This is a genomic window from Allobosea sp. Leaf344 (assembly GCF_001426225.1).
GTDB lineage: Bacteria > Pseudomonadota > Alphaproteobacteria > Rhizobiales > Beijerinckiaceae > Allobosea.
Genome location: NZ_LMRT01000014.1, coordinates 167,155 through 190,083, shown reverse-complemented (window position 1 = coordinate 190,083; position 22,929 = coordinate 167,155). Strand labels below are relative to the sequence as shown.

The 22,929-nt window shown below is 68.3% G+C and carries 19 protein-coding genes and 1 tRNA gene; 12 read left to right on the top strand and 8 right to left on the bottom strand.

From position 1 onward, the window contains the following. Positions 1 to 45: 45 nt before the first annotated feature. From ASG72_RS12905 to ASG72_RS12895, 3 genes are all read left to right on the top strand, one after another. Entirely contained in the window at positions 46 to 1,002 is a 957-nt protein-coding gene (locus tag ASG72_RS12905; RefSeq protein WP_056712875.1) for an AEC family transporter, read from the top strand. Positions 1,003 to 1,101: 99 nt separating this feature from the next. Continuing rightward, complete coding sequence (locus tag ASG72_RS12900; RefSeq protein WP_056712873.1) at positions 1,102 to 2,193, top strand: NADH:flavin oxidoreductase/NADH oxidase; 1,092 nt, start codon at positions 1,102 to 1,104, stop codon at positions 2,191 to 2,193. Between the two features lie 151 nt (positions 2,194 to 2,344). Beyond that, positions 2,345 to 3,850, top strand: coding sequence for a carboxypeptidase M32 (locus ASG72_RS12895; RefSeq protein ID WP_056712871.1), 1,506 nt, complete (start codon positions 2,345 to 2,347; stop codon positions 3,848 to 3,850). Positions 3,851 to 3,877: 27 nt separating this feature from the next. Here ASG72_RS12895 and ASG72_RS12890 read toward each other — a convergent pair whose 3' ends face one another. The 7 genes from ASG72_RS12890 to dctP form a co-directional block, all read right to left on the bottom strand. Continuing rightward, positions 3,878 to 4,597 carry a Crp/Fnr family transcriptional regulator gene (locus ASG72_RS12890; RefSeq protein WP_056714596.1) on the bottom strand — a complete coding sequence of 240 codons (720 nt, stop codon included), beginning with the start codon at positions 4,595 to 4,597 and terminating at the stop codon, positions 3,878 to 3,880. Between the two features lie 556 nt (positions 4,598 to 5,153). Beyond that, positions 5,154 to 6,116, bottom strand: a complete 963-nt coding sequence (locus tag ASG72_RS12885) for a dihydrodipicolinate synthase family protein (protein WP_056712870.1) — start codon at positions 6,114 to 6,116, stop codon at positions 5,154 to 5,156. Between the two features lie 13 nt (positions 6,117 to 6,129). Continuing rightward, complete coding sequence (locus tag ASG72_RS12880; protein WP_056712868.1) at positions 6,130 to 6,900, bottom strand: SDR family NAD(P)-dependent oxidoreductase; 771 nt, start codon at positions 6,898 to 6,900, stop codon at positions 6,130 to 6,132. A gap of 95 nt (positions 6,901 to 6,995) precedes the next feature. Continuing rightward, on the bottom strand, positions 6,996 to 7,754 hold the full coding sequence (locus ASG72_RS12875; protein WP_056712867.1) for an SDR family oxidoreductase: 759 nt from the start codon (positions 7,752 to 7,754) through the stop codon (positions 6,996 to 6,998). 30 nt (positions 7,755 to 7,784) lie between these two features. Beyond that, positions 7,785 to 9,101: a TRAP transporter large permease subunit gene (locus tag ASG72_RS12870; protein WP_056712866.1), complete on the bottom strand. Its 1,317-nt coding sequence runs from the start codon at positions 9,099 to 9,101 to the stop codon at positions 7,785 to 7,787. Next, positions 9,098 to 9,610, bottom strand: coding sequence for a TRAP transporter small permease subunit (locus tag ASG72_RS12865; protein ID WP_056712865.1), 513 nt, complete (start codon positions 9,608 to 9,610; stop codon positions 9,098 to 9,100). Before ASG72_RS12865 ends, ASG72_RS12870 begins: the two co-directional genes overlap by 4 nt. Positions 9,611 to 9,694: 84 nt before the next feature. Further along, the gene (gene dctP / locus ASG72_RS12860; protein WP_056714592.1) at positions 9,695 to 10,756 is read right to left on the bottom strand and encodes a TRAP transporter substrate-binding protein DctP; all 1,062 of its coding nucleotides are present in this window, start codon (positions 10,754 to 10,756) and stop codon (positions 9,695 to 9,697) included. Positions 10,757 to 11,639: 883 nt separating this feature from the next. Here dctP and ASG72_RS12855 point away from each other — a divergent pair. The 8 genes from ASG72_RS12855 to ASG72_RS12825 all read left to right on the top strand — a co-directional run bounded on the left by ASG72_RS12855 (position 11,640) and on the right by ASG72_RS12825 (position 19,715). After that, a tRNA-Ser gene (locus ASG72_RS12855) sits at positions 11,640 to 11,730 on the top strand. Positions 11,731 to 11,983: 253 nt separating this feature from the next. Further along, the gene (locus ASG72_RS12850; protein ID WP_056712864.1) at positions 11,984 to 13,576 is read left to right on the top strand and encodes a cytochrome ubiquinol oxidase subunit I; all 1,593 of its coding nucleotides are present in this window, start codon (positions 11,984 to 11,986) and stop codon (positions 13,574 to 13,576) included. 28 nt (positions 13,577 to 13,604) lie between these two features. Then, the gene (cydB, locus tag ASG72_RS12845; protein ID WP_056712861.1) at positions 13,605 to 14,756 is read left to right on the top strand and encodes a cytochrome d ubiquinol oxidase subunit II; all 1,152 of its coding nucleotides are present in this window, start codon (positions 13,605 to 13,607) and stop codon (positions 14,754 to 14,756) included. 17 nt (positions 14,757 to 14,773) lie between these two features. Next, positions 14,774 to 14,926 carry a cytochrome bd-I oxidase subunit CydX gene (cydX, locus tag ASG72_RS20365; RefSeq protein ID WP_082540319.1) on the top strand — a complete coding sequence of 51 codons (153 nt, stop codon included), beginning with the start codon at positions 14,774 to 14,776 and terminating at the stop codon, positions 14,924 to 14,926. A 61-nt stretch (positions 14,927 to 14,987) separates the two neighbouring features. Continuing rightward, positions 14,988 to 16,688, top strand: a complete 1,701-nt coding sequence (gene cydD, locus ASG72_RS12840; protein ID WP_162246250.1) for a thiol reductant ABC exporter subunit CydD — start codon at positions 14,988 to 14,990, stop codon at positions 16,686 to 16,688. Further along, entirely contained in the window at positions 16,682 to 18,346 is a 1,665-nt protein-coding gene (gene cydC, locus ASG72_RS12835; protein WP_082540318.1) for a thiol reductant ABC exporter subunit CydC, read from the top strand. Before cydD ends, cydC begins: the two co-directional genes overlap by 7 nt. A gap of 48 nt (positions 18,347 to 18,394) precedes the next feature. Next, positions 18,395 to 19,099, top strand: a complete 705-nt coding sequence (locus ASG72_RS12830; protein ID WP_200939941.1) for a Crp/Fnr family transcriptional regulator — start codon at positions 18,395 to 18,397, stop codon at positions 19,097 to 19,099. A 151-nt stretch (positions 19,100 to 19,250) separates the two neighbouring features. Further along, positions 19,251 to 19,715: a hypothetical protein gene (locus ASG72_RS12825; protein ID WP_156395948.1), complete on the top strand. Its 465-nt coding sequence runs from the start codon at positions 19,251 to 19,253 to the stop codon at positions 19,713 to 19,715. A 441-nt stretch (positions 19,716 to 20,156) separates the two neighbouring features. On the opposite strand, the gene ASG72_RS12815 is transcribed toward ASG72_RS12825, so the two are convergent. Next, positions 20,157 to 20,618 carry a DUF3597 domain-containing protein gene (locus ASG72_RS12815; protein ID WP_056712849.1) on the bottom strand — a complete coding sequence of 154 codons (462 nt, stop codon included), beginning with the start codon at positions 20,616 to 20,618 and terminating at the stop codon, positions 20,157 to 20,159. Between the two features lie 222 nt (positions 20,619 to 20,840). On the opposite strand from ASG72_RS12815, the gene ASG72_RS12810 reads away from it, so the two are divergent. Further along, the gene (locus ASG72_RS12810; RefSeq protein WP_056712847.1) at positions 20,841 to 22,910 is read left to right on the top strand and encodes an ATP-dependent helicase; all 2,070 of its coding nucleotides are present in this window, start codon (positions 20,841 to 20,843) and stop codon (positions 22,908 to 22,910) included. Positions 22,911 to 22,929: the final 19 nt, after the last annotated feature.

The window sequence follows — 22,929 nt, the reverse complement described above, 5'->3', positions numbered from 1 at the left end:
CCATTCCGGCCACAGAGCGGGGCCCGCTTCCGCATCCCCCAGGCCATGCTGCAATTTCTCGCGATCAGCACCCCGTTCTTCGCCGTCATCGCGCTGGGCGCGCTGGTCTCGGGCCGGGGGCTGTTCGGGCCGGAGGCGGTGAAGGTGCTCAACACCTTCGCCTTCACCATCGCGATCCCGCCGGTGGTCGTCAGGGTGATGGCGCGCCAGCCGCTCGCCGAGCTGTGGCATGTCGGCTATTTCGCCGCCCTCGCCCTGATCGCGCTGACGATGCTGCTGCTCGGCGTCGCCATCGGGCGCCGGGTCTTCGGATGGGCGCATGGCACCGCCGTCTCGCGGGCACAATGCCTGATCGGCGGCAATTTCGCCTTTCTCGGGATCCCGCTGATGCTGGCCATCCTCGGCGACAGGGCGGCGGCGCCGATCGCGATCGGGCTGATCTGCGATACCGCGATCGTGGTGCCGCTCTCGATCGGGCTGATCGAGGCCGGGCGCGGCAGCGGCTCCGTTCCGGCCATAGCGGGCCGGCTGATCAGAGGCACCGCGCTGAACCCCTTCATGCTCTCGGTCGCTGCCGGGCTGGCGCTGTCGCTGAGCGGCTGGCCGATACCGGAGCCGGTCGACCGGTTTCTCGTGTTTCTGGGCGGGGCGGCGGCGCCCGTCGGCGTGTTCGCGCTGGGGCTCGCCGCGCGGCAATGGACCGGCCAGGAAGCGGCCCGGGGCGGCGACGCACGCTGGCTGGAGATCGTGCCGCTGGTGCTGGGCAAGCTGATCCTGCACCCGCTGCTGGCCTATCTCGTCCTCGCCGTGCTGCTGCGGCTGGAACCGTTCTGGGTGACGGCGGGCGTGCTCTATGCGGCGCTGCCGATCGCCTCGAACGTCTTCGTGATCGCCGAGCGCTTCGAGACCGGCAGCCGGACCATCGCGGTCGCCGTGGTCGCCGCCACGGCGCTGGCGTCGATGAGCTTCCCGCTGACCATGTGGCTGGTGGCGGGGCGATGACGCGTCACCGCCGTCGACAGCGGCGCGCGGGCTGCGCATGCTGGGACGACGAGCGGCGGACCCTCCGCACCGTCCGCCAGAGCAGCGAGACCCGATTCGATGAGCCAGCTTTTCAGCCCCTATCAGCTCGGCGAGCTGTCCCTGCCGAACCGCATCGTGATCTCGCCGATGTGCCAATATTCGGCCGAGGAGGGGCGGACCACCGATTGGCACCTGATCCATCTCGGCCATCTCGCGCTGTCAGGGGCCGGGCTGATGATCATCGAGGCGACCGCGGTGGAGCCGATCGGGCGCATCACCCCCTATGATGTCGGGCTCTATTCGGACGAGACGGAGGCGGCGCTGGCGCGGACCCTGGCCGCCGTGCGCGGCCAATCCGACATGGCGATCGGCATCCAGATCGGCCATGCCGGCCGCAAGGCATCCGCCGCCCAGCCCTGGCGGGGCGGCGGGCAGCTCGCGCTCGACGCCGGTGGCTGGCAGGCCGTCGCACCCTCCGCCATTCCCTTCGACGGACAATCCCGCCCGCCGGAGGCGCTCGGCGAAGCGGCCGTCGCCGCGCTGGTCGAAGCCTTCGCAACCTGCGCGCGCCGGGCGGTGCGGCTGGGCTTCGAGCTGATCGAGATCCACGCGGCGCATGGCTATCTGCTGCACCAGTTCCTCTCGCCGCTGTCGAACCGGCGCGAGGATGCCTATGGCGGATCGCCCGACAACCGGATGCGCTTTCCGCTCGCGGTCTTCGACGCGGTTCGCGCCGCCACCCCTGCCCCTATTCCCGTCGGCGTGCGGGTGTCGGGCACGGATTGGGTGCCGGGCGGCTGGGATATCGACCAGACCATCACCTTCGCGGCCGAGCTGAAGGCGCGCGGCTGCAGCTTCATCGACGTCTCCAGCGGCGGGATCTCCTCGGCGCAGGCGATCCCGCTCGGCCCGAGCTATCAGGTGCCGTTGGCCCGGGCGGTGCGGGAGGCCACCGGCCTGCCGACGATCGCGGTGGGGCTGATCACCCAGGCGCAGCAGGCCGAGGCGATCGTGGCGACGGGCGATGCCGATCTCGTGGCGCTCGCGCGGGGCATTCTCTACGATCCGCGCTGGCCCTGGCATGCGGCGGCCGAGCTCGGGGCGACGGTGAAGGCGCCGCGCCAATATCTGCGCTCGCAGCCGCGTCATCATCGCGACCTGCTGGTCTGACCCGGCTCCGGCCGGGAGCGGCCCGCGCGGCGGCCGGAGCGGGCGGGTCCCGCGCGCTGCAACCCCTTCCCGCGAGGGAAGGCGAGATCGCGGCGAGACGGCGTGCTATGCGCGTTCGCCGCCCGGCCAGCGGCGAGTATCAGGAGCGCCCATGTCTGCCCCAGCCACCAGCCCCGCCTACGCCCATCTCGCCGCGCATTTCGCGCGGATCGCAGCCCTGTCCAACGCCATCGGGATCCTGAGCTGGGACCATGCGGCGATGATGCCGGCCGGGGCGGCCGAGACGCGGGCGGAGAGCATGGCGCTGCTACAGGTGCTGCGCCACGGGATGGCGACGGAGCCGCGGATCGGCGATTGGCTGGAGGAGGCCGAGGCCGATGGCGAGCTCGGCGCCTGGGAGCGCGCCAATCTGCGGGAGATCCGGCGGGTCTGGACCGTCGACACCGCTCTGCCCGTCGCGCTCGTCGAAGCCTCGAGCAAGGCGATCTCGGCCTGCGAGATGCGCTGGCGCCAGGCGCGGGCGGAGAGCGATTTCGCCGGGCTGCTGCCCCTGCTCGGCGAGGTGCTCAGGCTGCAGCGCGAGATCGGCCAGGCGAAGGGCGAAAAGCTCGGCCTCTCCCCCTATGACGCGCTGCTCAATGATTACGAGCCCGGCGGGCGCTCGGAGCGGATCGACGCGCTGTTCGACGATCTCGCGGTGTTCCTGCCGGAGTTCACCCAGGAGGCGCTCGCGGTGCAGGCGCGCCGGCCGCGTCCCGCCGAGCCGGAAGGGCCCTTCCCGATCGAACGGCAACGCGCGCTCGGGCTGACCATGATGAAGGCGCTCGGCTATGATTTCGAGCGCGGCCGGCTGGATGTGTCGATGCACCCGTTCTGCGGCGGGGCGGATAACGACGTGCGCATCACCACCCGCTACGACGAGGCCGATTTCGCCCGGGCGCTGATGGGCGTGCTGCATGAGACGGGCCATGCGCTCTACGAGCAGGGCCGGCCCCAGGCCTGGCTCAACCAGCCGGTCGGCCAGGCGCGGGGCATGAGCCTGCATGAGAGCCAGTCGCTGCTGGTCGAGATGCAGGCCTGCCGCAGCCGCGAATTCCTCAGCTATGCCGCGCCGCTGATGCGGGAGGCCTTCGCCGCGGAGGGGCCGGCCTGGGAGGCGGATGCGATCTGGCGGCGCTATACGAGGGTCGAGCCGGGCTATATCCGCGTCGATGCCGACGAGGTCACCTACCCAGCCCATGTCATCCTGCGCTACCGGCTGGAGAAGGCGCTGATCGCCGATGCGATGCCGCTCTCGGCGCTGCCCGACGCCTGGCGTGAGGGGATGCAGACGCTGCTCGGCCTCACCCCGCCCGACGACAGGCGCGGCTGCCTGCAGGACATTCACTGGCCGAGCGGGGGCTGGGGCTATTTCCCGACCTATACGCTGGGCGCGATGTCGGCGGCGCAGATCTTCGACGCGGCCTGCACGGCCGAACCCGACATCCTGCCCGGGATCGGGCGCGGCGATTTCGCGCCCTTGGTCGGCTGGCTGCGCCGCAACATCCACAGCCAGGGCAGCCGATACGAGACGGACGAGCTGATGACGGCAGCGACGGGCCGGCCGCTCGACGCCTCGGTGTTCAAGGCGCATCTGCGGCGGCGCTACGGCGCCTGAGGCGCAGAGCGCTGCACGGGGGCGACGTCACGGCGCGGCTGAGCCGAACAGCCGCTCATACTCTGCCTCGGCGACCCCGTAGAGCGCACCCGCCGCGCGCTCCAGGCCGAGCCTGTCGATCAGGGTGATCTCGCCGCGGCTGGTGCGCACCAGCTCCTGCTGCTCGAGGCGCTGCAGCCCGATCGTCACGCCCGGCCGCCGCACGCCCAGAAGCAGCGCCAGGAATTCATGCGTCAGCTTGAAGCGGTCGCTGCGCAGCCGGTCATGCGACATCAGCAGCCAGCGCGCCAGCCGCTGCTCGATGCTGCCGCGCGCATTGGCCAGGACGCCCTGCCCCGTCTGGACGAGCTGGACATGGGCGAAGAGCAGCAGGCGCCGCTCGAGACTGCGGCTCTGCTGCAGCAGCTTCGCCAGCCGGTCCGCCTCGACGACGTAACCGCTGCCCGCGACCTGCATGAAGGTGTCGTTCGGGGACCGGTCCGAGCCGTGCAGGAGGCACAGCCCCGTGCAGCCGTCCCGGCCGACGATCCCGACCTCGGCCTGGATGCGGCCACGCTGTGCCTGTGCGACGATCGACGCCACGCCCTGCTCGAGAAAATAGACGTTCTCGACCGGTCGATTGGCGGTTTCCAGCCTGAAACGCAGTCCGAGGTCGATCGGCGCCAGATGCGGCTGCAGCAGCGAAAGATCATCTGTGCTCAGCCCTGCCAGAAGTCGATTGCCGAAAACAGGCTTTTTAACAGTCATCGCGAGCACGCCCCTGTGTAAGTCGGACGCCCCTTAAAGTCTTCCAAGCCATCGCTCCCCTCGCGAGAATCACCGATCCATTCTTGAAGTCGCCGGGAGCGATTACGAAACGACAAACTTCGTACGCTACGAACAAAGTAGACTTAAAATTATGTACGCATGCGACAATGATGTCCAACTATCACTATTTACTTCAGCCAGTATATAAAATAGCGATAACTGTTGGTAAGATCACCACGACATCATCTCTTGGCGTAATGATATATTATTATGTCCCGGATGTGCGGATGGCGGTCTCTGGCGTGTCGTTTTCTTTACACGCCTGCTTCTGGAAGTTCAACTTTGGAAGCGGCGGGGCCGCAGCGCCGCGGGGAGGCAAAGCGTCACAGCGTCGCGATCGGCTTCGCCGGTCGCGTCGGCCGGAGCGACTCGCAGCCGGCTATGCAGGGACTGCGAGCGGCAGCGATGCAATCCAGATCGTCGAGCGCTCATCAGCTGCCGAGTCGGCAGGCGGATCTGTCTCCGTCGGGCGAACGGGACCGGGACCGGGATGCGCTCAGGCTGCCAGCCCGGCCGAAGCGGCGGGGGCCAGACCGGCACGGGTCAGGGCCTCGCCGATGCGGGCGATCTCCGCCTCCGAGATCTTGACCAAGGGAGGCCGGACCACGGCCTTGTCGATGCGCCCGAGCAGGACGAGCGCCTCCTTCATCCGGTTGTGCATGTCGAGGAAGGGCGGCGCGTAGAAGACCTGGGAGAGGTGGTAGATGCGGTCGTTGACCCGCTGGGCCGCCGCGAGATCGCCGGCCTTGACGGCCCGGAACAGCGCCACCTGCAGATCGGCGATCACGCTGCCGGAGCCCGAGAGCAGCCCGTTGCAGCCCAGCGTCAGCGAGGCCATCAGCCAGGAGGAATGGGTGGTGAGCACGTTCACGGGACGCGGCAGGCTCTGGAAGGTGCGGATGTGCTTCTCGTGCAGCATCGCGTCATTGGACCAGTCCTTGATCGCGGCGATGCTCGGCACGGCCTCGAACAGCCGCAGCAGGGTCTCGAAGCCGTAACCGAGATGGCTGGCCATCGGATATTGGAAGGCGATGATCGGCAGGTCGGTGGCGTCGGCGATTCGCCTGTAATGGTTCAGCGCCATCTCGGGGCGGAGATGCCCGCCCATCGCCATGCTGTTGGGCGGGAAGACCAGCAGCGCCGAGGCGCCCTCGGCGGCGGCCATGGCCGCGATCCGCGCGGCCTCGATCGAGCCATCCGCATAGACGCCGTTGATCACCGGGACGGTGTCTCCGACCTCGGCCAGGGACGCCGCCAGGATCTGCTGCTGTTCGGCGAAGGAGCAGGCATGGACCTCGGAGGCATGGCCGTTGACGGTGACGGCGGAGACGCCGTCGACCAGCGCGCAGTCGCGCAGATGCCGGCGGGTCTGGCGCTCGTCGATGCCCATATCCTCGTCGAGCACCAGAAGCGTCGCGGGAATCACGCCGGCGGGGCGGAAATCCTTGAAGCGCGGCATCGGCCAGTCCTCCCTAGTCGTTCCAGAGCCCACCGGTCACGCTGATGGTCTCGCCGGTGATGTAGTCGGCCTGCTGCGAGGCCAGGAACAGCACGGCCTTGGCGATGTCCTCCGGCAGGCCGGGGCGGCGCAACGGGATCGACTGCGCCCGGTCCTGCGCGGAGGGCAGGCCCTGCGCCTTGCGCTCCACCTCGGATTCATCGCGCATCTGCGTGTCGACGATGAGGCCGGGCGCGATGGCGTTGACGCGGACCCCGAACTCTCCGACCTCGGCCGCGAAGGATTGGGTCAGCGCCACCACGGCGAATTTCGAGGCGCAATAGGCACCATAGGCGGCGACGCCGGATTTCCCCATCCAGGACGCCATGTTGATGATCGCGCCGCGGCGCCGCGCGATCATCTGCGGCGCCACCTCGCGGGTGACGTGGAACAGCCCGTCGACATTGACCCCGAAGGTGGCGTTCCAGTCGGTGTCGTTGGTCTCCAGCAATTTGCCGACGCGGCAGATCCCGGCATTGTTGACCAGAATGTCGACCTCGCCCAGCCTCTCCATCAGGCTGCCGATGCCGGCCGCGACATTGGCCTTGGCCGAGACGTCGCCGCTGGCGACGAAAACCGTGCCGCCCGCCTGGCGCAGCGTCTGCGCCGCGGCTTCGGCGGCGGCTTCGTCCCGGTCGAAGATGCCGACCGCGCAGCCTTCCGCGACCAGCCGCGCGGCGATGGCCCTGCCGATTCCGTGGGCAGCGCCCGTGACGATCGCCTTGCGGCCTTCAAGTCCGTACATCGCATTTCCTGTTCATTGGCGACGGCCGGGCCCGATGCGGGCGCCGGCCGAAGCGGTCCATGGTGATGGCGCGCCGCGGTGCCGGCGCGGCGGCTTCATCGGGCGGTCCAGCCACCATCGGCCGTGAGGGTCGAGCCCGTGCAGAAGGAGGAATCGTCGCTGGCGAGGAAGAGCATCGCCCGGGCGATCTCGACCGGCTGGCCGAGCCGCTCCATCGCCTGGCGCTGCTCCAGCCCGCGGCGCAGCGCGGCGGCGTCGGGCGCCTTCAGGATCTCGGTGAAATAGGGCGATTCGATCGTGCCCGGCGCGACGCAATTGACCCGGATCCCGGCGCCGACATGGTCGATCGCCATGGCGCGGGTCAGAGCCTGGACCGCGCCTTTCGAGGCGACATAGGCGGCGCGATCCAGGATGCCGACATTGGCGACGGCGGAAGCGGTGTTGACGATGACGCCGCCGCCCTGGCGCTCCATGACGGGAATGGCGTGTTTGCAGCCGAAGAAGACGCCCTTGACGTTGACCGCCATCAGCGCGTCCCAATCCTGCTCGGATGTGGTGACGACGGTGCCGGCGAAGCCGTAGCCGGCATTGTTGACGAGGATGTCGAGCCGGCCGTGGCGCGCCACCACCGTCTCCACCATGGTCTTCACCTCGGCTTCCCTGGCGACATCGACCACCAGGGGCTCGGCCTTGCCGCCCTGCCCCGCGATCTCCGCCGCCACCTGCGCGGCCGCGGCGCCGTTGCGGTCGGCCACCACGACGAAGGCGCCTTCCTGCGCGAAGAGCTTCGCGGCCTCATGGCCGATCCCGGAGCCCGCACCGGTGATGATCGCGATCCTGCCTGCCAGTTTCATCGTCACTATCCCTTCCGGCTCGCGCCGCGCTCAGCCGCCATACATCACCTTCGGCATCCAGGTCGCCAGCCAGGGCGCCACGAGCAGCAGGCCGAGCACCAGAAGCTGGCAGATGATGAACGGGATCACCCCCCAATACATGTCCTTCAGACGGATGCTGGGCGGCGCGATGGCACGGAGATAGAAGATCGAGGGCGCCATGGGCGGGGTCAGATAGGCGGTCTGCAGCATCACCAGCAGCACCACCGAGAACCACAGCGGATCGATGCCGAAGCTCTTCACCAGCGGGATCGCGATCGGAACGATGATCAGGATGATCGAGATCGAATCGATCAGGAAGCCCAGGATGAACGCCACGAACAGGATGATGGCGATGACCGACCAGGGCGAGAGGCCGAAGGCGTCGAGCACGCCCTTGGTCGCCTGCATGCCGCCCGAGGCGAAGAACACGCCCGAGAACATGCCGCCGGCCAGGATGATGGCGAGGATCATCGCGGTGAGCGAGACCGTCTGCAGTGTCGCCTGGTACAGAAGGTGCCACGACATCCGGCGATACAGCACGGCCAGGATCAGCACGCCGAGCGAGCCGCAGGCGGCGGCCTCGGTGGGGGTGGCGAGCCCCATGAACAGGGTGCCGAGCACCGTGAAGATCAGGAAGCCGGGCGGGATCAGCGCGACCAGCGTGATCCGGATCTTCTCTGCGAAGCTGCGCCCGTCCGGCTCGGTCTCGGGCGGGGCGAGCGAAGGTTTCAGCCCGCAGGCGATGACGATGTAGAGGATGAACAGGCCCGACATCAGCAGGCCCGGCAGCAGGATGCCGGCCAGGAGATCGCCGATCGACAGCGCCGCGATCGGGGCCAGCACCACCACGGGAACGGAGGGCGGGATGATGGTGCCGAGCGAGCCGCCGCCGCAGATCGTGCCCGAGATCAGGGCGTTGTCGTAGCGCCGCTTCACCATCGCCGGGATGGCGAGCATGCCGACCAGCGTCTCGGTCGCGCCGACGACGCCGCTGGCCGCGGCGAAGATCGTGCACATCAGCAGCGCCGCGACGGCGAGCCCGCCCGGCAGCCGGCGCGTCCACATGTAGAGCGCGTCGAACAGGCGCTCGGCGATCCCCGCCCGCTCCAAAATCGAGCCCATGAAGATGAAGAGCGGGATCGCCCCGAGCACGTAATTGGTGGCGAGATCGTCGATGCGCTGGGCGAATTGATGGACCAGCGTGCCGCCGAAGCGCATCAGCCCGAAGCCGAGCGCCGCCAGCATCATCGAGAAGGCGACGGGGAAACCGAGGAAGATCAGGCCCAGCAGGACCGGGAACATCCAGAGGACGGTCTGAGCGGTCATCGGCCGGCCTCCTCGCTGTCGCGCCCGGCGACGATCAGCAGGTTCTCGATCGCCTTGGCGAGGCATTGCAGCGCGAACAGGCCGAAGCCCAGCGCATAGATGCAGCGATAGGGCCAGATCGGCGGGTTCCAGGCCGAGAGCCCGGAGCCCTCCCCGGTGCGGTAGACGCCGATCGCGTTGGCGACCAGGACATTGGTCAGCCAGGCCAGCATGCCGGCCATCAGCAGATAGCCGACGGCGTCGATCGCGGCGACGCCGCGGCGCGGCAGCATCTGGTGGATGAAATCGACATTGACGTGCTGGTTCTGCAGCACGGCATAGGACAGGCCGAGCAGGAAGATCGTGCCCATCATCATGTAGCTGAGCTCGAAGGCCCAGGCCGTCGGCGCGGCGAAGGCATAGCGGCTGACCACCTCGAAGACCATGGCCAGCACCAGCGGCAGCACGACGAAGGCGCCCAGGCGGCCCGACCACAGAGAGAGCCGGCCGATGAGACGGATGATGGGCATGGGGTGGACCCTGGAGCTCGGGCGGGACGACACCGGCGGCCCCCTCGCGGAGCCGCCGGCAGAGGGAACGGCGCGGGACGCCGATCAGCGCGAGCCGGTGGCGAAGCGGAACTCGGCCAGCGGCTTGACCGACGCCATGAAGGCTTTCTGGCTCTCGAAGGCCTTCTTGAACCAGGCATTGCTGCCGGCCTGTTTCTCGGCCCATTCGTTCGAGGCCTTGACCACCGCGGCGGTCAGGCTCGGATCGACCTGGATGACCTCGAGATTGGGGGTCGCCCTGATCTGCTTGTAGGAATCGAGGTCGCTCTTGGCATAGCCGAGATAGGTGTCGAACACGGTCAGGCGCCCGGCGAGCTCCAGAAGCTGCTTGTCCTTGTCGCCGATCTTGGCCCAGGTCGCATTGTTGAAGATGCAATCATGCGCGCCGGAGGGCGCATGCAGCCCCGGCATGATGATGTATTTCGCGACCTTGTGGAAACCTTCCGAGAGGTTGCTGCCCGGCCCGCCCCATTCGATCGCGTCGACGACCTTGCGCTCCAGCGCGCTGAACACTTCCGAGCCCGGCAGGACCACCGTCGAGGCGCCGAGCATCGGCGCGATCTCGGCCCAGGAGGAAGAGGTGCGCAGCTTCAGACCCTTCATGTCGTCGGCGGTGCGGATCGGCTTGTGCGAATGCATGAAGAACTCGGTCTCCAGCACGCCGCAGGGAAAGGCGACGACGTCGAACTTCTCCTTGCGCCACTGCTTCCAGAGATCGGCGCCACCGCCGTTAAACAGCCACATCATCATTTCTTCCGGGTTCGGCCCGGCCGACCAGCCGGAGAAGATCGCCCCGGTCCGGTCGACGGCCCAATCATAGCCCGGCCAGGAATGGCCCATATCGGCGACGCCCTTCTGCACCGTCTCCGTCACCTTCAGCGCAGGCCCCAGCGCGCCCGCCGGGAAGACGTTGATCTTGATGCGGCCCTCCGTCATCCGCTCGACGTTCTCGGCATATTTCTTGGCGCCGATATCAAGCCAATGGCCACCGGCCCAGGGGGTGGCCATGTTGAGCTCGAGCTTGTTCTGCGCCAGAGCGGCGGGAGCGGCGAGGCCGAGCCCTCCGGCCAAGGCCAGGGCCGCGATCATGCTTTTCAATCCGGTCATCATGTCATCCTTCCCTCTGTTCTCGTTCACTGGCAGGCTCGAACATTTTTCGGCCCCCGCCCCGGACCGTCGGCACCGTGCAAGTCTTGCCGCGCTTGAGCCTCGCGGCCCGGCGAGGCCCGATCCGGCCCGAGGCGCGAACCCGAGTGGAGCCCGCGTCGCCACCGGCCGCTCCCCCTCCCAGCGCTCATATATCGCCGCCTTCGCCCCACCATCCGTTCCATCCCGCCGGCACAGGCAATAAGCGCGCCAATCGGCCGAGCGACGCTTCCGGTCAGGGTTGAACATGCGAACTGCGAGATTGCGGCCCGTCCTCCTCAAAGCCGCCATCTTCATATATCAGACTGTCCTTCCAACCATCAGAACCGCAATCGCCGGCGCCGTCAACGGTGCGGCGATGGCAGTTGCGCGTCTTCATGACGATGCCACCTGCGCCCGCAGGCGCGGGCTGGGGCGATCGGCGCTGTGAGGCGTCGGCGAGGCATAGAGGGCGGGCGGAGGCGATGCATCGGCGGCCTCGCGAGAGGCGGCCGCTATCACGCCGGCCTCACCGTTCCTCTCTGAAAAACCCGTCCGGAGATGTTCATCATCGGGGCCCCGAGGCAGCGGCCCAGCGCTCGGAACTCGGCCGAAACCAGCGCTCGGAACTCGGCCAAAACTGGAGAAATCCACCTGCGCCGGCACTGCGTCCACCCTGCTCAGGCTCGCGGGGTACTGCGCCTCGCACGCCTGGAGCATCGACGGTCACGTGCGGATGGGAGGAATCGGCGAGCCGGACCAACTCATCCGCCTCGTCTCTGGGCATGGCGCGACCGGCCGCGCATGCAATTTCGGCGGGGACGGCTTGTCAAACCAATCCGCAATCAGGCATAGAGCACGCAACGGAGACGTGGCCGAGAGGCTGAAGGCACTCGTTTGCTAAATGAGCATACCCCACAAGGGTATCGAGGGTTCGAATCCCTCCGTCTCCGCCACTCCTTTCTGAGCCCTTGATACAGCGTTTACGGCTCGTCTTTCCCCTGACGATCCCGTGCAGCCACCCGTCGCGGCACGGGGCGTGTCTCCCAGGCATCGATTCGACCGAGCCCACCACCCGGGCCACAACCAACTCCTCCCACAATTGACGTAACGCAATGCGCGGGTGCGGCACCCGCCTTTACGTAAGGCCGCGGCATGCGCCGAGGCCGGTCGACCGGGCCGAGACGCGCCGTTCGCGAGGAGCTCTTTATGATCGACCCGATGTTCGTCGAGCTATCCCGGTGGCAGTTCGCCGCGGTGGCGATGTACCATTTCATCTTCGTTCCGCTGACATTGGGGCTGAGCTGGATCCTGGTGATCATGGAATCGGTCTATGTGATGACCGGCAAGGAGATCTACCGCGACATGTCGCGGTTCTGGACCAAGCTCTTCGCGATCAACTTCGCGCTCGGCGTCACCACCGGCCTGACCATGGAGTTCCAGTTCGGCACGAACTGGGCCTATTACTCGCATTATGTCGGCGATATCTTCGGCGCGCCGCTGGCGATCGAAGGGCTGATGGCCTTCTTCCTCGAATCGACCTTCGTCGGCCTGCTCCTGCTCGGCCGCGACCGGCTCAGCAAGCAGCGCTATCTCGCCGTCGTCTTCGCGACCGCGCTCGGCACCAATCTGTCCGCGCTCTGGATCCTGGTCGCCAATGGCTGGATGCAGAACCCCGTCGGCGCCGAATTCTCCGCCGAGACGATGCGCATGGAGATGACCGATTTCGCCGCGGTGCTGTTCAACCCCGTGGCCCAGGTCAAGTTCATCCACACCGTCGCGGCCGGCTATGTCACGGCCTCGATCTTCGTGATCGGGATTTCGGCCTGGTACATCCTGAAGGGCCGAGACCTCGCCTTCGCCAAGCGCTCCTTCGCGGTCGCGGCCGGCTTCGGCCTGGCCTCCTCGCTCTCGGTGATCGTGCTCGGCGACGAGAGCGGCTATGAGCTCGGCGACGTCCAGAGGATGAAGCTCGCCGCGATCGAGGCGGAGTGGCACACCCAGCAGGCGCCGGCGAGCTTCAACCTCCTCGCGCTGCCGGACCACGACAAGCGCGAAAACCGCTTCGAGCTGCAGATCCCCTGGGTGCTCGGCCTGATCGCGACGCGCTCTCTCGACCAGCAGGTCCCCGGCATCACCGAGCTGGTGGCCAGGAACGAGCAGCGCGTTCGCTCGGGCATTCTGGCCTATGGCGCGCTCGAGAAGCTGCGCGCCGGCGACAGCTCCGCCGAGACCAAGGCGGTCTTCGACGATCACAAGAAGGATCTCGGCTACGGGCTGATGCTGAAGCGCCATGTCGAGGATCCGGTGACCGCGACGGAGCAGCAGATCGCGGCGACGGCGTGGGACAGCGTCCCGCATGTCCCCTATCTGTTCTGGAGCTTCCGGATCATGGTCGCCTTCGGCTTCACCATGCTCGGCCTCTTCGCCCTGTCCTTCTATTATCTCGCCCGCGGCACGATCGAGCGGCAGCGCTGGCTTCTGCATGCGCTGGTCTGGAGCATACCCCTGCCCTGGCTCGCCTGCGAACTCGGCTGGTTCGTCGCCGAATATGGCCGCCAGCCCTGGGCGATCGGCGAGGTGCTGCCGACCTTCCTCGCCACCTCGGCCCTGACGGTCACCGATCTGATCGTGTCGATGAGCGTCTATTTCGCCTTCTACACGCTGCTGCTCGTCATCGAGATCTACCTCATGGTCCGCTTCGTCCGGCTCGGACCGAGCTCGCTGCATACCGGCCGCTATCACCATGAGCGGAGCGATCCGCCCTCGCCCGTCCCGCCCGGCCTCGTCGCCGCCGAATGAGCGCAATCCCTGTCGGAGGAGCAAGACGATGCTCGATTACGAAAGCCTGAAACTGATCTGGTGGGTGCTGGTCGGCGCCCTGCTGATCGGCTTCGCCATCACCGACGGCATGGATATGGGCGTCGGCATGCTGCTGCCCTTCCTCGGCCGCAACGACAGCGAACGGCGCGTCATCATCAACACGATCGGCCCGCATTGGGACGGCAACCAGGTCTGGCTGATCACCGCCGGCGGCGCGATCTTCGCCGCTTGGCCGGCCGTCTACGCCGCCGCCTTCTCCGGCTTCTACCTGGCGATGCTGCTCGTTCTGGTCGCTCTGTTCTTCCGCCCTGTCGGCTTCGACTATCGCAGCAAGATCGACGACCCGCGCTGGCGCAATGCCTGGGATTGGGGCTTGTTCGCGGGCGGGCTGATCCCGGCCCTGATCTTCGGCGTCGCCTTCGGCAATCTGCTGCAGGGCGTTCCCTTCCATCTCGATCGCTTCCTCAGGCCGCATTACGAGGGCTCCTTCATCTGGGCCCTGCTGCCGCTGCTGAACCCTTTCGCTTTGCTCGCGGGGCTGGTCAGCGTCGGCATGCTGGCGCTGCACGGCGCGATCTGGCTGCAGATGCGCACCGACGACATCGTCGCCGCACGGGCGCGGGCGCTGGTGCCGATGCTCGCCATCGCCGTGTCCGCCCTCTTCGCGCTGGGCGGGCTGTGGGTCTGGCTCGGCATAGACGGCTATCGGATCGTCTCGCAGCCGCCGCTCGCGGCGCTGCCGAACCCGCTCGCCAAGGAGGTGGTGCGTGCCGCCGGCGCCTGGTTCGACATCTACCGCAACTGGCCGGTCGCGCTGGCCGCGCCGCTCATCGGCATCGCCGCGCCCCTGCTCGCCGCCGCCCTGTCGCGGCAGGGCAGGCCCGGGCTCGGCTTCACCCTGAGCGGCCTCGCTTTGGCCGGGATCATCGGCACCGCCGGGCTGTCGCTGTTCCCCTTCATCATGCCGTCCAGCACGCAGCCCTCCTCCAGCCTGACGGTCTGGGACGCCGCCTCCAGCCACCTGACCCTGACGATCATGTTCTGGGCCGTGGTGATCCTGCTGCCGATCGTGCTCGCTTACACGGTCTGGGCCTATGTCCAGATGTGGGGGAAGGTCACCGTGGCGGATATCGAAGCGCACAAGCATCAGGCCTATTGAGCCGGAAGGACCCCGCCATGTGGTATTTCGCCTGGATTCTCGGCGTCACGGCCGCCCTCGCCATCGCCGTCATCAATGTGATTTGGTTCGAATTCCAGAACGAGTTCGAGACGCGCGGCGATGCCGCCGGCGCTCCGCGACGGGCCGGGGACGAAGCAGGCAGCCCGTGATGCCCTGCGCCGCAGCCGCGCGCGGCGCCGCGGCGGCGACCCGAAAGGCGATCGCATTCCCGTGACATCCTCTGCGAACGATCTTGCCTTCCTCCGCCGCCTGCGTCCCCTCGCCGCCCGCGAATTGCGTTTCGCGATGCTGGCCGGCGCGCTGGTGGGGGCGATGGTCGTGTGGCAGGCCTGGTGCGTCGCGGGCTTGTTCGACCGGGCGCTGCGCGGCCGTGAGCCGCTCGACACGCTGGGCCCGGCCTTCGCCCTGCTGCTCGCCATCCTGGTGCTGCGCGCCGCCGCGAGCTTCGCCGCCGAGCGCTACGGCTTCGCCGCGGCGATGCGGGTGGTGCCGGCGCTGCGCCGCGCCCTGCTCGGCAAGCTCGACCGGGTCGGACCGGCGGGCGCCGCGGCGCTGCCGACCGGCGAGATCGTCGCGGCGCTTTCGGACGGTGTGCGCGCGGTCGAGCCGTTCTTCTCGCGCTATCTGCCGGCGACGGCGCAGGCCGCGATGCTGCCCGCCGGCATTCTGTTGGTGGTGGCGCCGCTGGACTGGCTGTCGGCGCTGGTGTTCCTCGTCACCGCGCCGCTGATCCCGCTCTTCATGGTCCTGATCGGCAAGGGCGCGGAGGCGCTCAACCAGCGGCAATGGCTGCGCCTGCAGCGCATGTCCGGCCATTTTCTCGACGCGGTGCAGGCTCTCGCCACGATCAAGGCCTTCGGAGCCGGTGGCCGGATGGTCGCCAGCGTCGGCGCCACGGCCGAGCGTTACCGGCGGGAGACGATGGCGGTGCTGCGGATCGCCTTTCTGTCGTCGCTGACGCTTGAATTCTTCGCGACCGTGGCGATCGCGCTCATCGCCGTCCTGATCGGCTTCCGGCTGCTCTGGGGCGAGCTCGACTATCGCACCGGCCTGTTCATCCTGCTGCTGGCACCGGAATTCTACGCTCCGCTGCGGATGATGGGCACCGCCTATCATGCGCGCATGGAAGCTCTGGGGGCCGCGTCCCGGCTCGTCGCCCTCGACGCTTTGCCGGAGCGGATGCTCGCCGGGGGAGCGCTCAGGCCCGGATTTGCTGGCGGCGTCGCGATCCGTTTCGAGGATGTCCATCTGACCTATCCCGACGGGCGCGAGGCGCTGCGTGGCGTGAGCTTCGCCATCGAGCCCGGAGAAAGCATCGCCTTCGCGGGTCCCTCCGGCGCCGGAAAATCCAGCATCCAGGCCCTGCTGCTCGGCTTCGTCGCCCCGACCAGCGGCCGCATCCTGATCGACGGAACGCCGCTCGACACCCTGGAGCCCCGGCATTGGCGCCGTCGTCTCGGCTTCATGCCGCAACGGCCGAAGCTCTTCGCCAGCTCGGTGCGGGCCAATATCGCGCCCGGAGAGGCCGATCCGGACGAGGCCGCCATCCATGGCGCCGCCGCGCGCGCCGGCCTCGCCGATCTGATCGCCGGGCTGCCGCAGGGATTGGACACCGCGATCGGCAATGGCGGGCGGCCATTATCGGGTGGGCAGGCGAGCCGGATCGCGCTGGCGCGGCTCTTCTACCGCGATGCGCCGCTCGTCCTGCTGGACGAGCCGACCGCCCATCTCGACGACGACAGCGAGGCCATGATCCACGCCGCCATCGCCGCGCTGAAGGGACGGCGGACGATCCTGGTCAATGCTCACCGGCCCGCGAGCCTGGCGCTGGTCGACAGGATCATCCGGCTTGAGCAGGGTTGCATCGTCCCGAGCCGGGCCGAACCCGCGGAAGCGGCCAGCCCATGCTGATGCTGCGCAGGATCGGGCCGGTGCTGCGGCCGCTGGCCGGCTGGATCGCGCTGGCGATCGGTCTCGGGGCACTGGCCATGCTGGCGAATATCGCTCTGCTGGCCCTCTCCGGCTGGTTCATCACCGCCATGGCCATGGCCGGGCTGGCCGGCGTCTCGATGAACTTTTTCACGCCGGGCGCGACGATCCGTGCGCTGGCGATGACGCGCACCGCAGGCCGCTATGCCGAGCGCGTGGTCGGGCACGAGGCGACGCTGCGTGTCGTGGCGCTGCTGCGGCCCTGGCTGTTCGCGAGGCTGCTGCCGCTCGCGCCGGCGGCCCTCGCCGATCTGCGTGACGGAGACCTGATGGCGCGGCTGCGCGGCGATGTCGACCGGCTCGAACTGGTGGTGCTGCGCGTGGTCGTGCCGTTCGCGGTCGCCGGCATCGTTCTGGCGATCGGTCTCGGCTGGCTCGCGCTGACGTATGCGCCGATCGTGGCGGTGCTGGCCCCGCTGCTGGCGCTGGCGGGGCTCGCCGTGCCGCTGGCCGCCCGGCGCTACGGTGCCCGCGCCGCCGCGCGGCTGGCGGAAGGCCAGGGCCGGCTGGCTTCCACGCTGGTGGACCATGTCGAGGGGCTGGCGGAATTGACGGTCTACGACCCCGAGCAGCGCCATCTCGCCCGGCTCCTGGCGGAGAGCGATGCGGTGCTGGGCGACGAGAGGCGGCTGACGGCGGCCAATGCCTTCACCGGCGCGATGTTCGGCCTTTGCGCCCATCTCGCTCTGATGGCGACGATGGCTCTGGCGATCGCCGGCTTTACAGCCGGTGCGCTGACGGCGCCGCAGGTGCCGATGCTGGCGCTGTTTTCGCTCGCAATGTTCGAGGCGGTGGCGCCGCTGCCGCTCGCCCTCCTGTCGCTGCCGGCGGCCCTGGCCTCGCTGCGGCGGCTCATGGACGTGACCGAACGGGCGCCTTCCGTCTCGGAACCGGCCGATCCGATCGCGCCCCCGGCCTCCGGCGTGCTGCGGTTCGAGCGCGTCGGCCTGCGCTATCCCGGTGCCGCGGATTTCGCGCTGAGGGACATCGATATCGTGCTCGAGCCCGGCCGGATGCTGGGCGTCGCCGGGCCGAGCGGCGCCGGCAAAACCAGCCTCGTCGGGCTGGCGATGCGGTTTTTGCCCGAGAGCGAGGGGCGCCTGAGCTTCGCCGGCACGGCGCTCTCGGCCTTCGATGGCGATGAATGGCGCCGGCGGATCGCGCTGCTGCCGCAGGACGCCCCGCTCCTTGCCGCGACCATCCGCGCCAATCTGCACCTCGCCATGCCGGATGCGAGCGAGGCCGAGATGCTGGCCGCCTGTGAACTCGCCGGGATCCTGCCCTTCGTCCTGCGGCAGCCCGAGGGGCTCGACCTCTTCGTCGGCGCGCACGGCACCCAGCTCTCCGGCGGCGAGGCGCGGCGGATCGCGCTGGCGCGGGCCCTGATCAAGCCCGCGCCGATCCTGATCCTGGACGAACCGACGGAGGGACTCGACCCCGATGCGGCCGGCGCGCTGCTCCGGCGCCTGCGAAGCGCGCGGGCGGAGCAGGCCATCCTCGTCATCAGCCATGACGAAACCGTCCTGAGCAGCTGCGACATGACGCTGCGTCTTGTCGCAGGGCGCATGCTTGCGCCATGACCGTCGCTCGGCACAATGCCGCGCTCGAACGGCTCGGGGGAGCGATGCGTGAAGCGGATCGGCGCGACGGAAGCCTGGACCGGCACGGCGGATTGCCGCCTTTGCGCGATCCGCGGCTCGGTGCTGTTCGCGGGGCTGACGGAGGATGATTTCGAGCGGTTTCACCGGCCCATCGACCAGTCGGTCTACGAAGCCGGCGCCACGATCTATCGGATGGGCGACGAGGCCGGTTCGCTGTTCACGATCCGCTCCGGGATGGTCAAGCTGACTCAGTTCCTGCCGGACGGCACGCAGCGCATCGTGCGCCTGTTGCGCGGCAGCGACGTGATCGGGCTCGAAGCGCTCATCGTCGGCCAGTACCCGCACACCGCCACCGCGCTTCAGCCGACCGAGATCTGCCGGCTGCCGGTGGAGTTCGTGCGGTCGCTCTCCCAGAGCAACGCCCAGCTCTTCAACGAGCTGATGGCGCGCTGGCACAGGGCGCTGAGCAATGCCGACCGCTGGATCACGGAATTTTCGACCGGCTCGTCGCGCGAGAGAGTCGTGCGTCTCCTGCTCTGGCTGGCGGAGGCGCGCGGCGACGAGCGCTGTGAGTTGTTCAGCCGCGAGGACCTCGGCGCCGTGCTCGGCCTAACGACGGAGACCGCGAGCCGGACGATGGCGGAACTGAAGCGGCAAGGCTTCATCTGCGAACCGCGCATCAACCAGTTCCAATGCGACGTGCCCGCCATGCGACGGCTGCTGGAGGGCTGAAGGGGGGCGCATTGTCACCGGCGTCATTCCGGCGCAATCTTCGGCTGGCGATGCGCGGCAGGGGTGGTCGGCGCGGATGGCAGGGAAATGGACTGGAACCGATTACTGGGCATTGGCCTTTAGCGCCTTCGGGCTGGGCCTCGGGCTGTTTATGCTCGCGGCCGCCTGGTGGAAGGGTCCGACCGCCCGGGAGCAGCTGGTCCTGGTCGAAGAAAAGGCGCCGGTGATCGTCGAGATGCCGCTCGTCTCCTATGGCGGGCTGGGGGCGCGACAGACGCGCGGCACCTACAGGACGCAGGAGATCCGGCTCTACGGGGCGGGACGCCATTCCGGCCTCTATCGTCCGGCGAGGAACCTGTGGGTGGACGATCTCGACCGTGTGCCCTCCGGCCAGAAGGTGCTGTTCCGCGTCGATCCCGCAACCAGCCTGATCTATGAGGCGACGAGCAATGGCAAGGTCCTCCTATCCTATGAGCGGACCGCCGCCAGGCTGAACGAGCAGTTCTGGCAGATCCTGCTGATCGGGCTCGGTCTCCTGGCTTTCGGGCTGGGCTGGCTGGCCAAGCTCACCGGATTCTTCGGGAGGGGCCGTCCCGCCTCCGCAGCGCCCCCCTGACCGGGCGGCCGCCGCCTTTGCGGGCGGCCGCCAATCAGCCCTCTCCCCGCCGCTCCAAGACCGGACAACTCTGAACCCGCACCCGCCGAACCGGGCCGGCGACGGCCGGCGCCGGCGCAACGTGTTCGAATGGTACGGGACTTGAAGCGTGACCCGGTATCGCGGCCGGGGCGTTCCGGCCTGAACCAAACGCTTCAGAAGGAGACAATCATGAGCGACAGCCTGATGGAGCGTGGCCTGCTGCTGTTCCTTGCCGGGATGCAGCTCGCCTGGTTGGCAGCCGTCGGCTGGGCCTTCGCCCGGGTGATGGGCGTGATCTGAGGTCGGGCTAAAAATAGACCGCGCCCTTTTGGAGCGCGGCTCGGCGGCCCCTGCCCGCCCTCAACAGGCGCGCGGGGCCGCGGCGGAGCCCGTGGGCTCCGGTCGGATCGGTCGTTCCCCTCAGTCGGCGAGGCCGGCCGGGACCTTGCCGCCATTCTCGGCCAGCTTCCGGATGACGGCCTTGTGCAGCCACATATTCATCGCGGCGCTGTCCTCGGTCGAGCCGGTGTAGCCGAGCTCATGCGCCAGCTCCTTGCGGGCGGAGAGGCTGCTGTCGAGCTTCAGCGCCTTGAGCAGATCGACGATCGAGGTCTTCCAGTTGAGGTTCTGGCCGCTATCCTTCACCGCCTTGTCGAGGATGGGGGCGACATCGACCTCCTGGGTCGCGGACGACATCGGGGCCGGTCCGGCCGCGGTGGTGGTCTGACCCGCCGGCGTGCCGGCCGGCGCCGAGGCGGGTGCGGTCGAGGTGCCCATCGGCGGCACCACGGCGCCCGGAACGGTCGCAGGGGTCGGCGCCGCCACCGTATCGGCCTTGGCCTCGCCAAAAATCGCCCGCTTGATGCTGTCGAAAATGCCCATGTGAAACTCCTGTGATGAATAGGTCAGCTTGAGAACGGCCTGGGCAGGCGCCTGTTCCGCGAAAACCTGACCTATCGACAGTGGCAGAGATGAAGCGGCCGCTTGCGGCAGCCTCCCCTCCTCGCTCGCGGATTGAATCATTGACTTCAATGCGAAGCATGTTCCTACTGTGTTCTCGCCGAGGGCGGCCTGCCAACATCGTCGTCGAAGAGCCGAGCCATCATGAATGCCCTCACCCCGATCAGCTATCTCGATGCGCTGAACCCGGCGCAGCGCCGCGCGGTCACCCATGGCGTCGGCTCCCTCGCCGCTGCGCCCTTGCTGGTGATCGCCGGCGCCGGCTCGGGCAAGACCAACACGCTGGCGCATCGGGTGGCGCATCTCCTGGTCAGCGGCGCCGATCCGCGCCGCATCCTGCTGATGACCTTTTCACGGCGCGCGGCGTCGGAGATGGCGCGGCGCGTCGAGAGGATCGTGCGCAAGGTGATGGGCGATGGCGCGGGCGTCTTGGCCGATGCGCTGAGCTGGGCCGGCACCTTCCACGGCATCGGCGCCAGGCTGCTGCGCGACTGTGCCGATCAGCTGGGGCTCGATCCCGCTTTCACCATCCATGATCGCGAGGATTCCGCCGACCAGATGAATCTGGTCAGGCACCAGCTCGGATTCTCGAAGACCGAGGCGCGGTTCCCGACCAAGGGCACCTGCCTCGCGATCTATTCGCGCTGCGTCAATGCGGAGCTGCCGATCGAGGAGGTGCTCGGGCGCTCCTATCCCTGGTGCACCGCCTGGGCGGCCGAGCTGAACACGCTGTTCGCCGCCTATGTCGAGGCGAAGCAGAGCCAGAACGTGCTCGATTACGACGATCTCCTGCTCTATTGGGCGCAGGCCATGACCGATCCCGACATCGCCGCCGCGATCGGCGCGCGCTTCGACCATGTCATGGTGGACGAGTACCAGGACACCAACCGCCTGCAATCATCGATCCTGCTGGCGCTGAAGCCCGATGGGCGGGGCCTGACCGTGGTCGGGGACGACGCGCAGTCGATCTACTCGTTTCGGGCCGCCACCGTGCGCAACATCCTCGATTTCCCGGCCGCCTTCGTGCCGCCGGCCGAGATCATCACCCTGGACCAGAACTACCGCTCGACCAGCGCGATCCTCGCGGCGGCCAATGCGGTGATCGATCTGGCCTCCGAGCGCTTCACCAAGAACCTCTGGACGGATCGCGCCACGGGAGCGCCGCCGCAGCTCGTCCATGTCCGCGACGAGGCCGACCAGGCCCGTTTCATCGCCGAGACGGTGCTGCAGAACCGCGAAGCCGGATCGATCCTGAAAGAGCAGGCCGTGCTGTTTCGGGCCTCGCATCACAGCGGCCCGCTCGAGATCGAGCTCACCCGCCGCAACATCCCCTTCGTCAAGTTCGGCGGGCTCAAATTCCTGGACAGCGCCCATATCAAGGATCTGCTGGCGCTCCTGCGCTTCGTCGAGAATCCGCGCGACAAGGTCGCGGGCTTCCGCGTGCTCCAGCTGCTGCCGGGCGTCGGCCCCAATTCGGCGCAGCGTGTGCTCGACCATGTCGCGCAGGCGCCGTCGCCGCTCGAAGCCTTGCGCGACGCGCCTCCTCCGCCGCGCGCCGGCGAGGATTGGCCGGACTTCGTCGCCGCGATCGAGGAGCTGCGGACCGGCCGGCCCGGCTGGCCGGGCGAGATCGAGCGCGCCCGCCGCTGGTACGAGCCGCATCTGGAGCGCATCCACGAGGATGCCGCCACCCGCCAGGCCGATCTCGTCCAGCTCGAGCAGATCGCCGGCGGCTACCCCTCCCGCGAGCGCTTCCTGACCGAGCTCACGCTCGATCCGCCCGATGCGACCAGCGACCAGGCCGGCGTGCCGCTGCTCGACGAGGATTACCTGATCCTGTCGACGATCCATTCCGCCAAGGGCCAGGAATGGAAGTCGGTCTTCGTCATGAATGCAGTCGATGGCTGCATTCCGAGCGATCTCGGTACAGGCGCCAAGGACGAGATCGAGGAGGAGCGGCGGCTGCTCTATGTCGCCATGACCCGCGCCAAGGACGATCTGCATCTCGTCGTGCCGCAGCGCTTCTTCACCCATGGGCAATCGGCGACGGGCGATCGGCATGTCTATGCCAATCGGACGCGCTTCATCCCCAACGCCCTGCTCGGGCATTTCGCGCGCGTGGCCTGGCCGCTCGCTCAAGCGTCCGAGGGGCGCGCGCCATTGGGCGGCCCGCGAATGGATGTCCGGGCGAAGATGCGCGGGATGTGGCGCTAGATTTTCGCCGGCCGGGGCG

Bases quoted from the DNA above. Each gene is read 5' to 3' on its own strand.
- ASG72_RS12905 (WP_056712875.1), top strand. From the start codon at position 46: ATGCTGCAATTTCTCGCGATCAGCACCCCGTTCTTCGCCGTCATCGCG.
- ASG72_RS12900 (WP_056712873.1), top strand. From the start codon at position 1,102: ATGAGCCAGCTTTTCAGCCCCTATCAGCTCGGCGAGCTGTCCCTGCCG.
- ASG72_RS12895 (WP_056712871.1), top strand. From the start codon at position 2,345: ATGTCTGCCCCAGCCACCAGCCCCGCCTACGCCCATCTCGCCGCGCAT.
- ASG72_RS12890 (WP_056714596.1), bottom strand. From the start codon at position 4,597: ATGACTGTTAAAAAGCCTGTTTTCGGCAATCGACTTCTGGCAGGGCTG.
- ASG72_RS12885 (WP_056712870.1), bottom strand. From the start codon at position 6,116: ATGCCGCGCTTCAAGGATTTCCGCCCCGCCGGCGTGATTCCCGCGACG.
- ASG72_RS12880 (WP_056712868.1), bottom strand. From the start codon at position 6,900: ATGTACGGACTTGAAGGCCGCAAGGCGATCGTCACGGGCGCTGCCCAC.
- ASG72_RS12875 (WP_056712867.1), bottom strand. From the start codon at position 7,754: ATGAAACTGGCAGGCAGGATCGCGATCATCACCGGTGCGGGCTCCGGG.
- ASG72_RS12870 (WP_056712866.1), bottom strand. From the start codon at position 9,101: ATGACCGCTCAGACCGTCCTCTGGATGTTCCCGGTCCTGCTGGGCCTG.
- ASG72_RS12865 (WP_056712865.1), bottom strand. From the start codon at position 9,610: ATGCCCATCATCCGTCTCATCGGCCGGCTCTCTCTGTGGTCGGGCCGC.
- dctP (WP_056714592.1), bottom strand. From the start codon at position 10,756: ATGACCGGATTGAAAAGCATGATCGCGGCCCTGGCCTTGGCCGGAGGG.
- ASG72_RS12850 (WP_056712864.1), top strand. From the start codon at position 11,984: ATGATCGACCCGATGTTCGTCGAGCTATCCCGGTGGCAGTTCGCCGCG.
- cydB (WP_056712861.1), top strand. From the start codon at position 13,605: ATGCTCGATTACGAAAGCCTGAAACTGATCTGGTGGGTGCTGGTCGGC.
- cydX (WP_082540319.1), top strand. From the start codon at position 14,774: ATGTGGTATTTCGCCTGGATTCTCGGCGTCACGGCCGCCCTCGCCATC.
- cydC (WP_082540318.1), top strand. From the start codon at position 16,682: ATGCTGATGCTGCGCAGGATCGGGCCGGTGCTGCGGCCGCTGGCCGGC.
- ASG72_RS12825 (WP_156395948.1), top strand. From the start codon at position 19,251: ATGCTCGCGGCCGCCTGGTGGAAGGGTCCGACCGCCCGGGAGCAGCTG.
- ASG72_RS12815 (WP_056712849.1), bottom strand. From the start codon at position 20,618: ATGGGCATTTTCGACAGCATCAAGCGGGCGATTTTTGGCGAGGCCAAG.
- ASG72_RS12810 (WP_056712847.1), top strand. From the start codon at position 20,841: ATGAATGCCCTCACCCCGATCAGCTATCTCGATGCGCTGAACCCGGCG.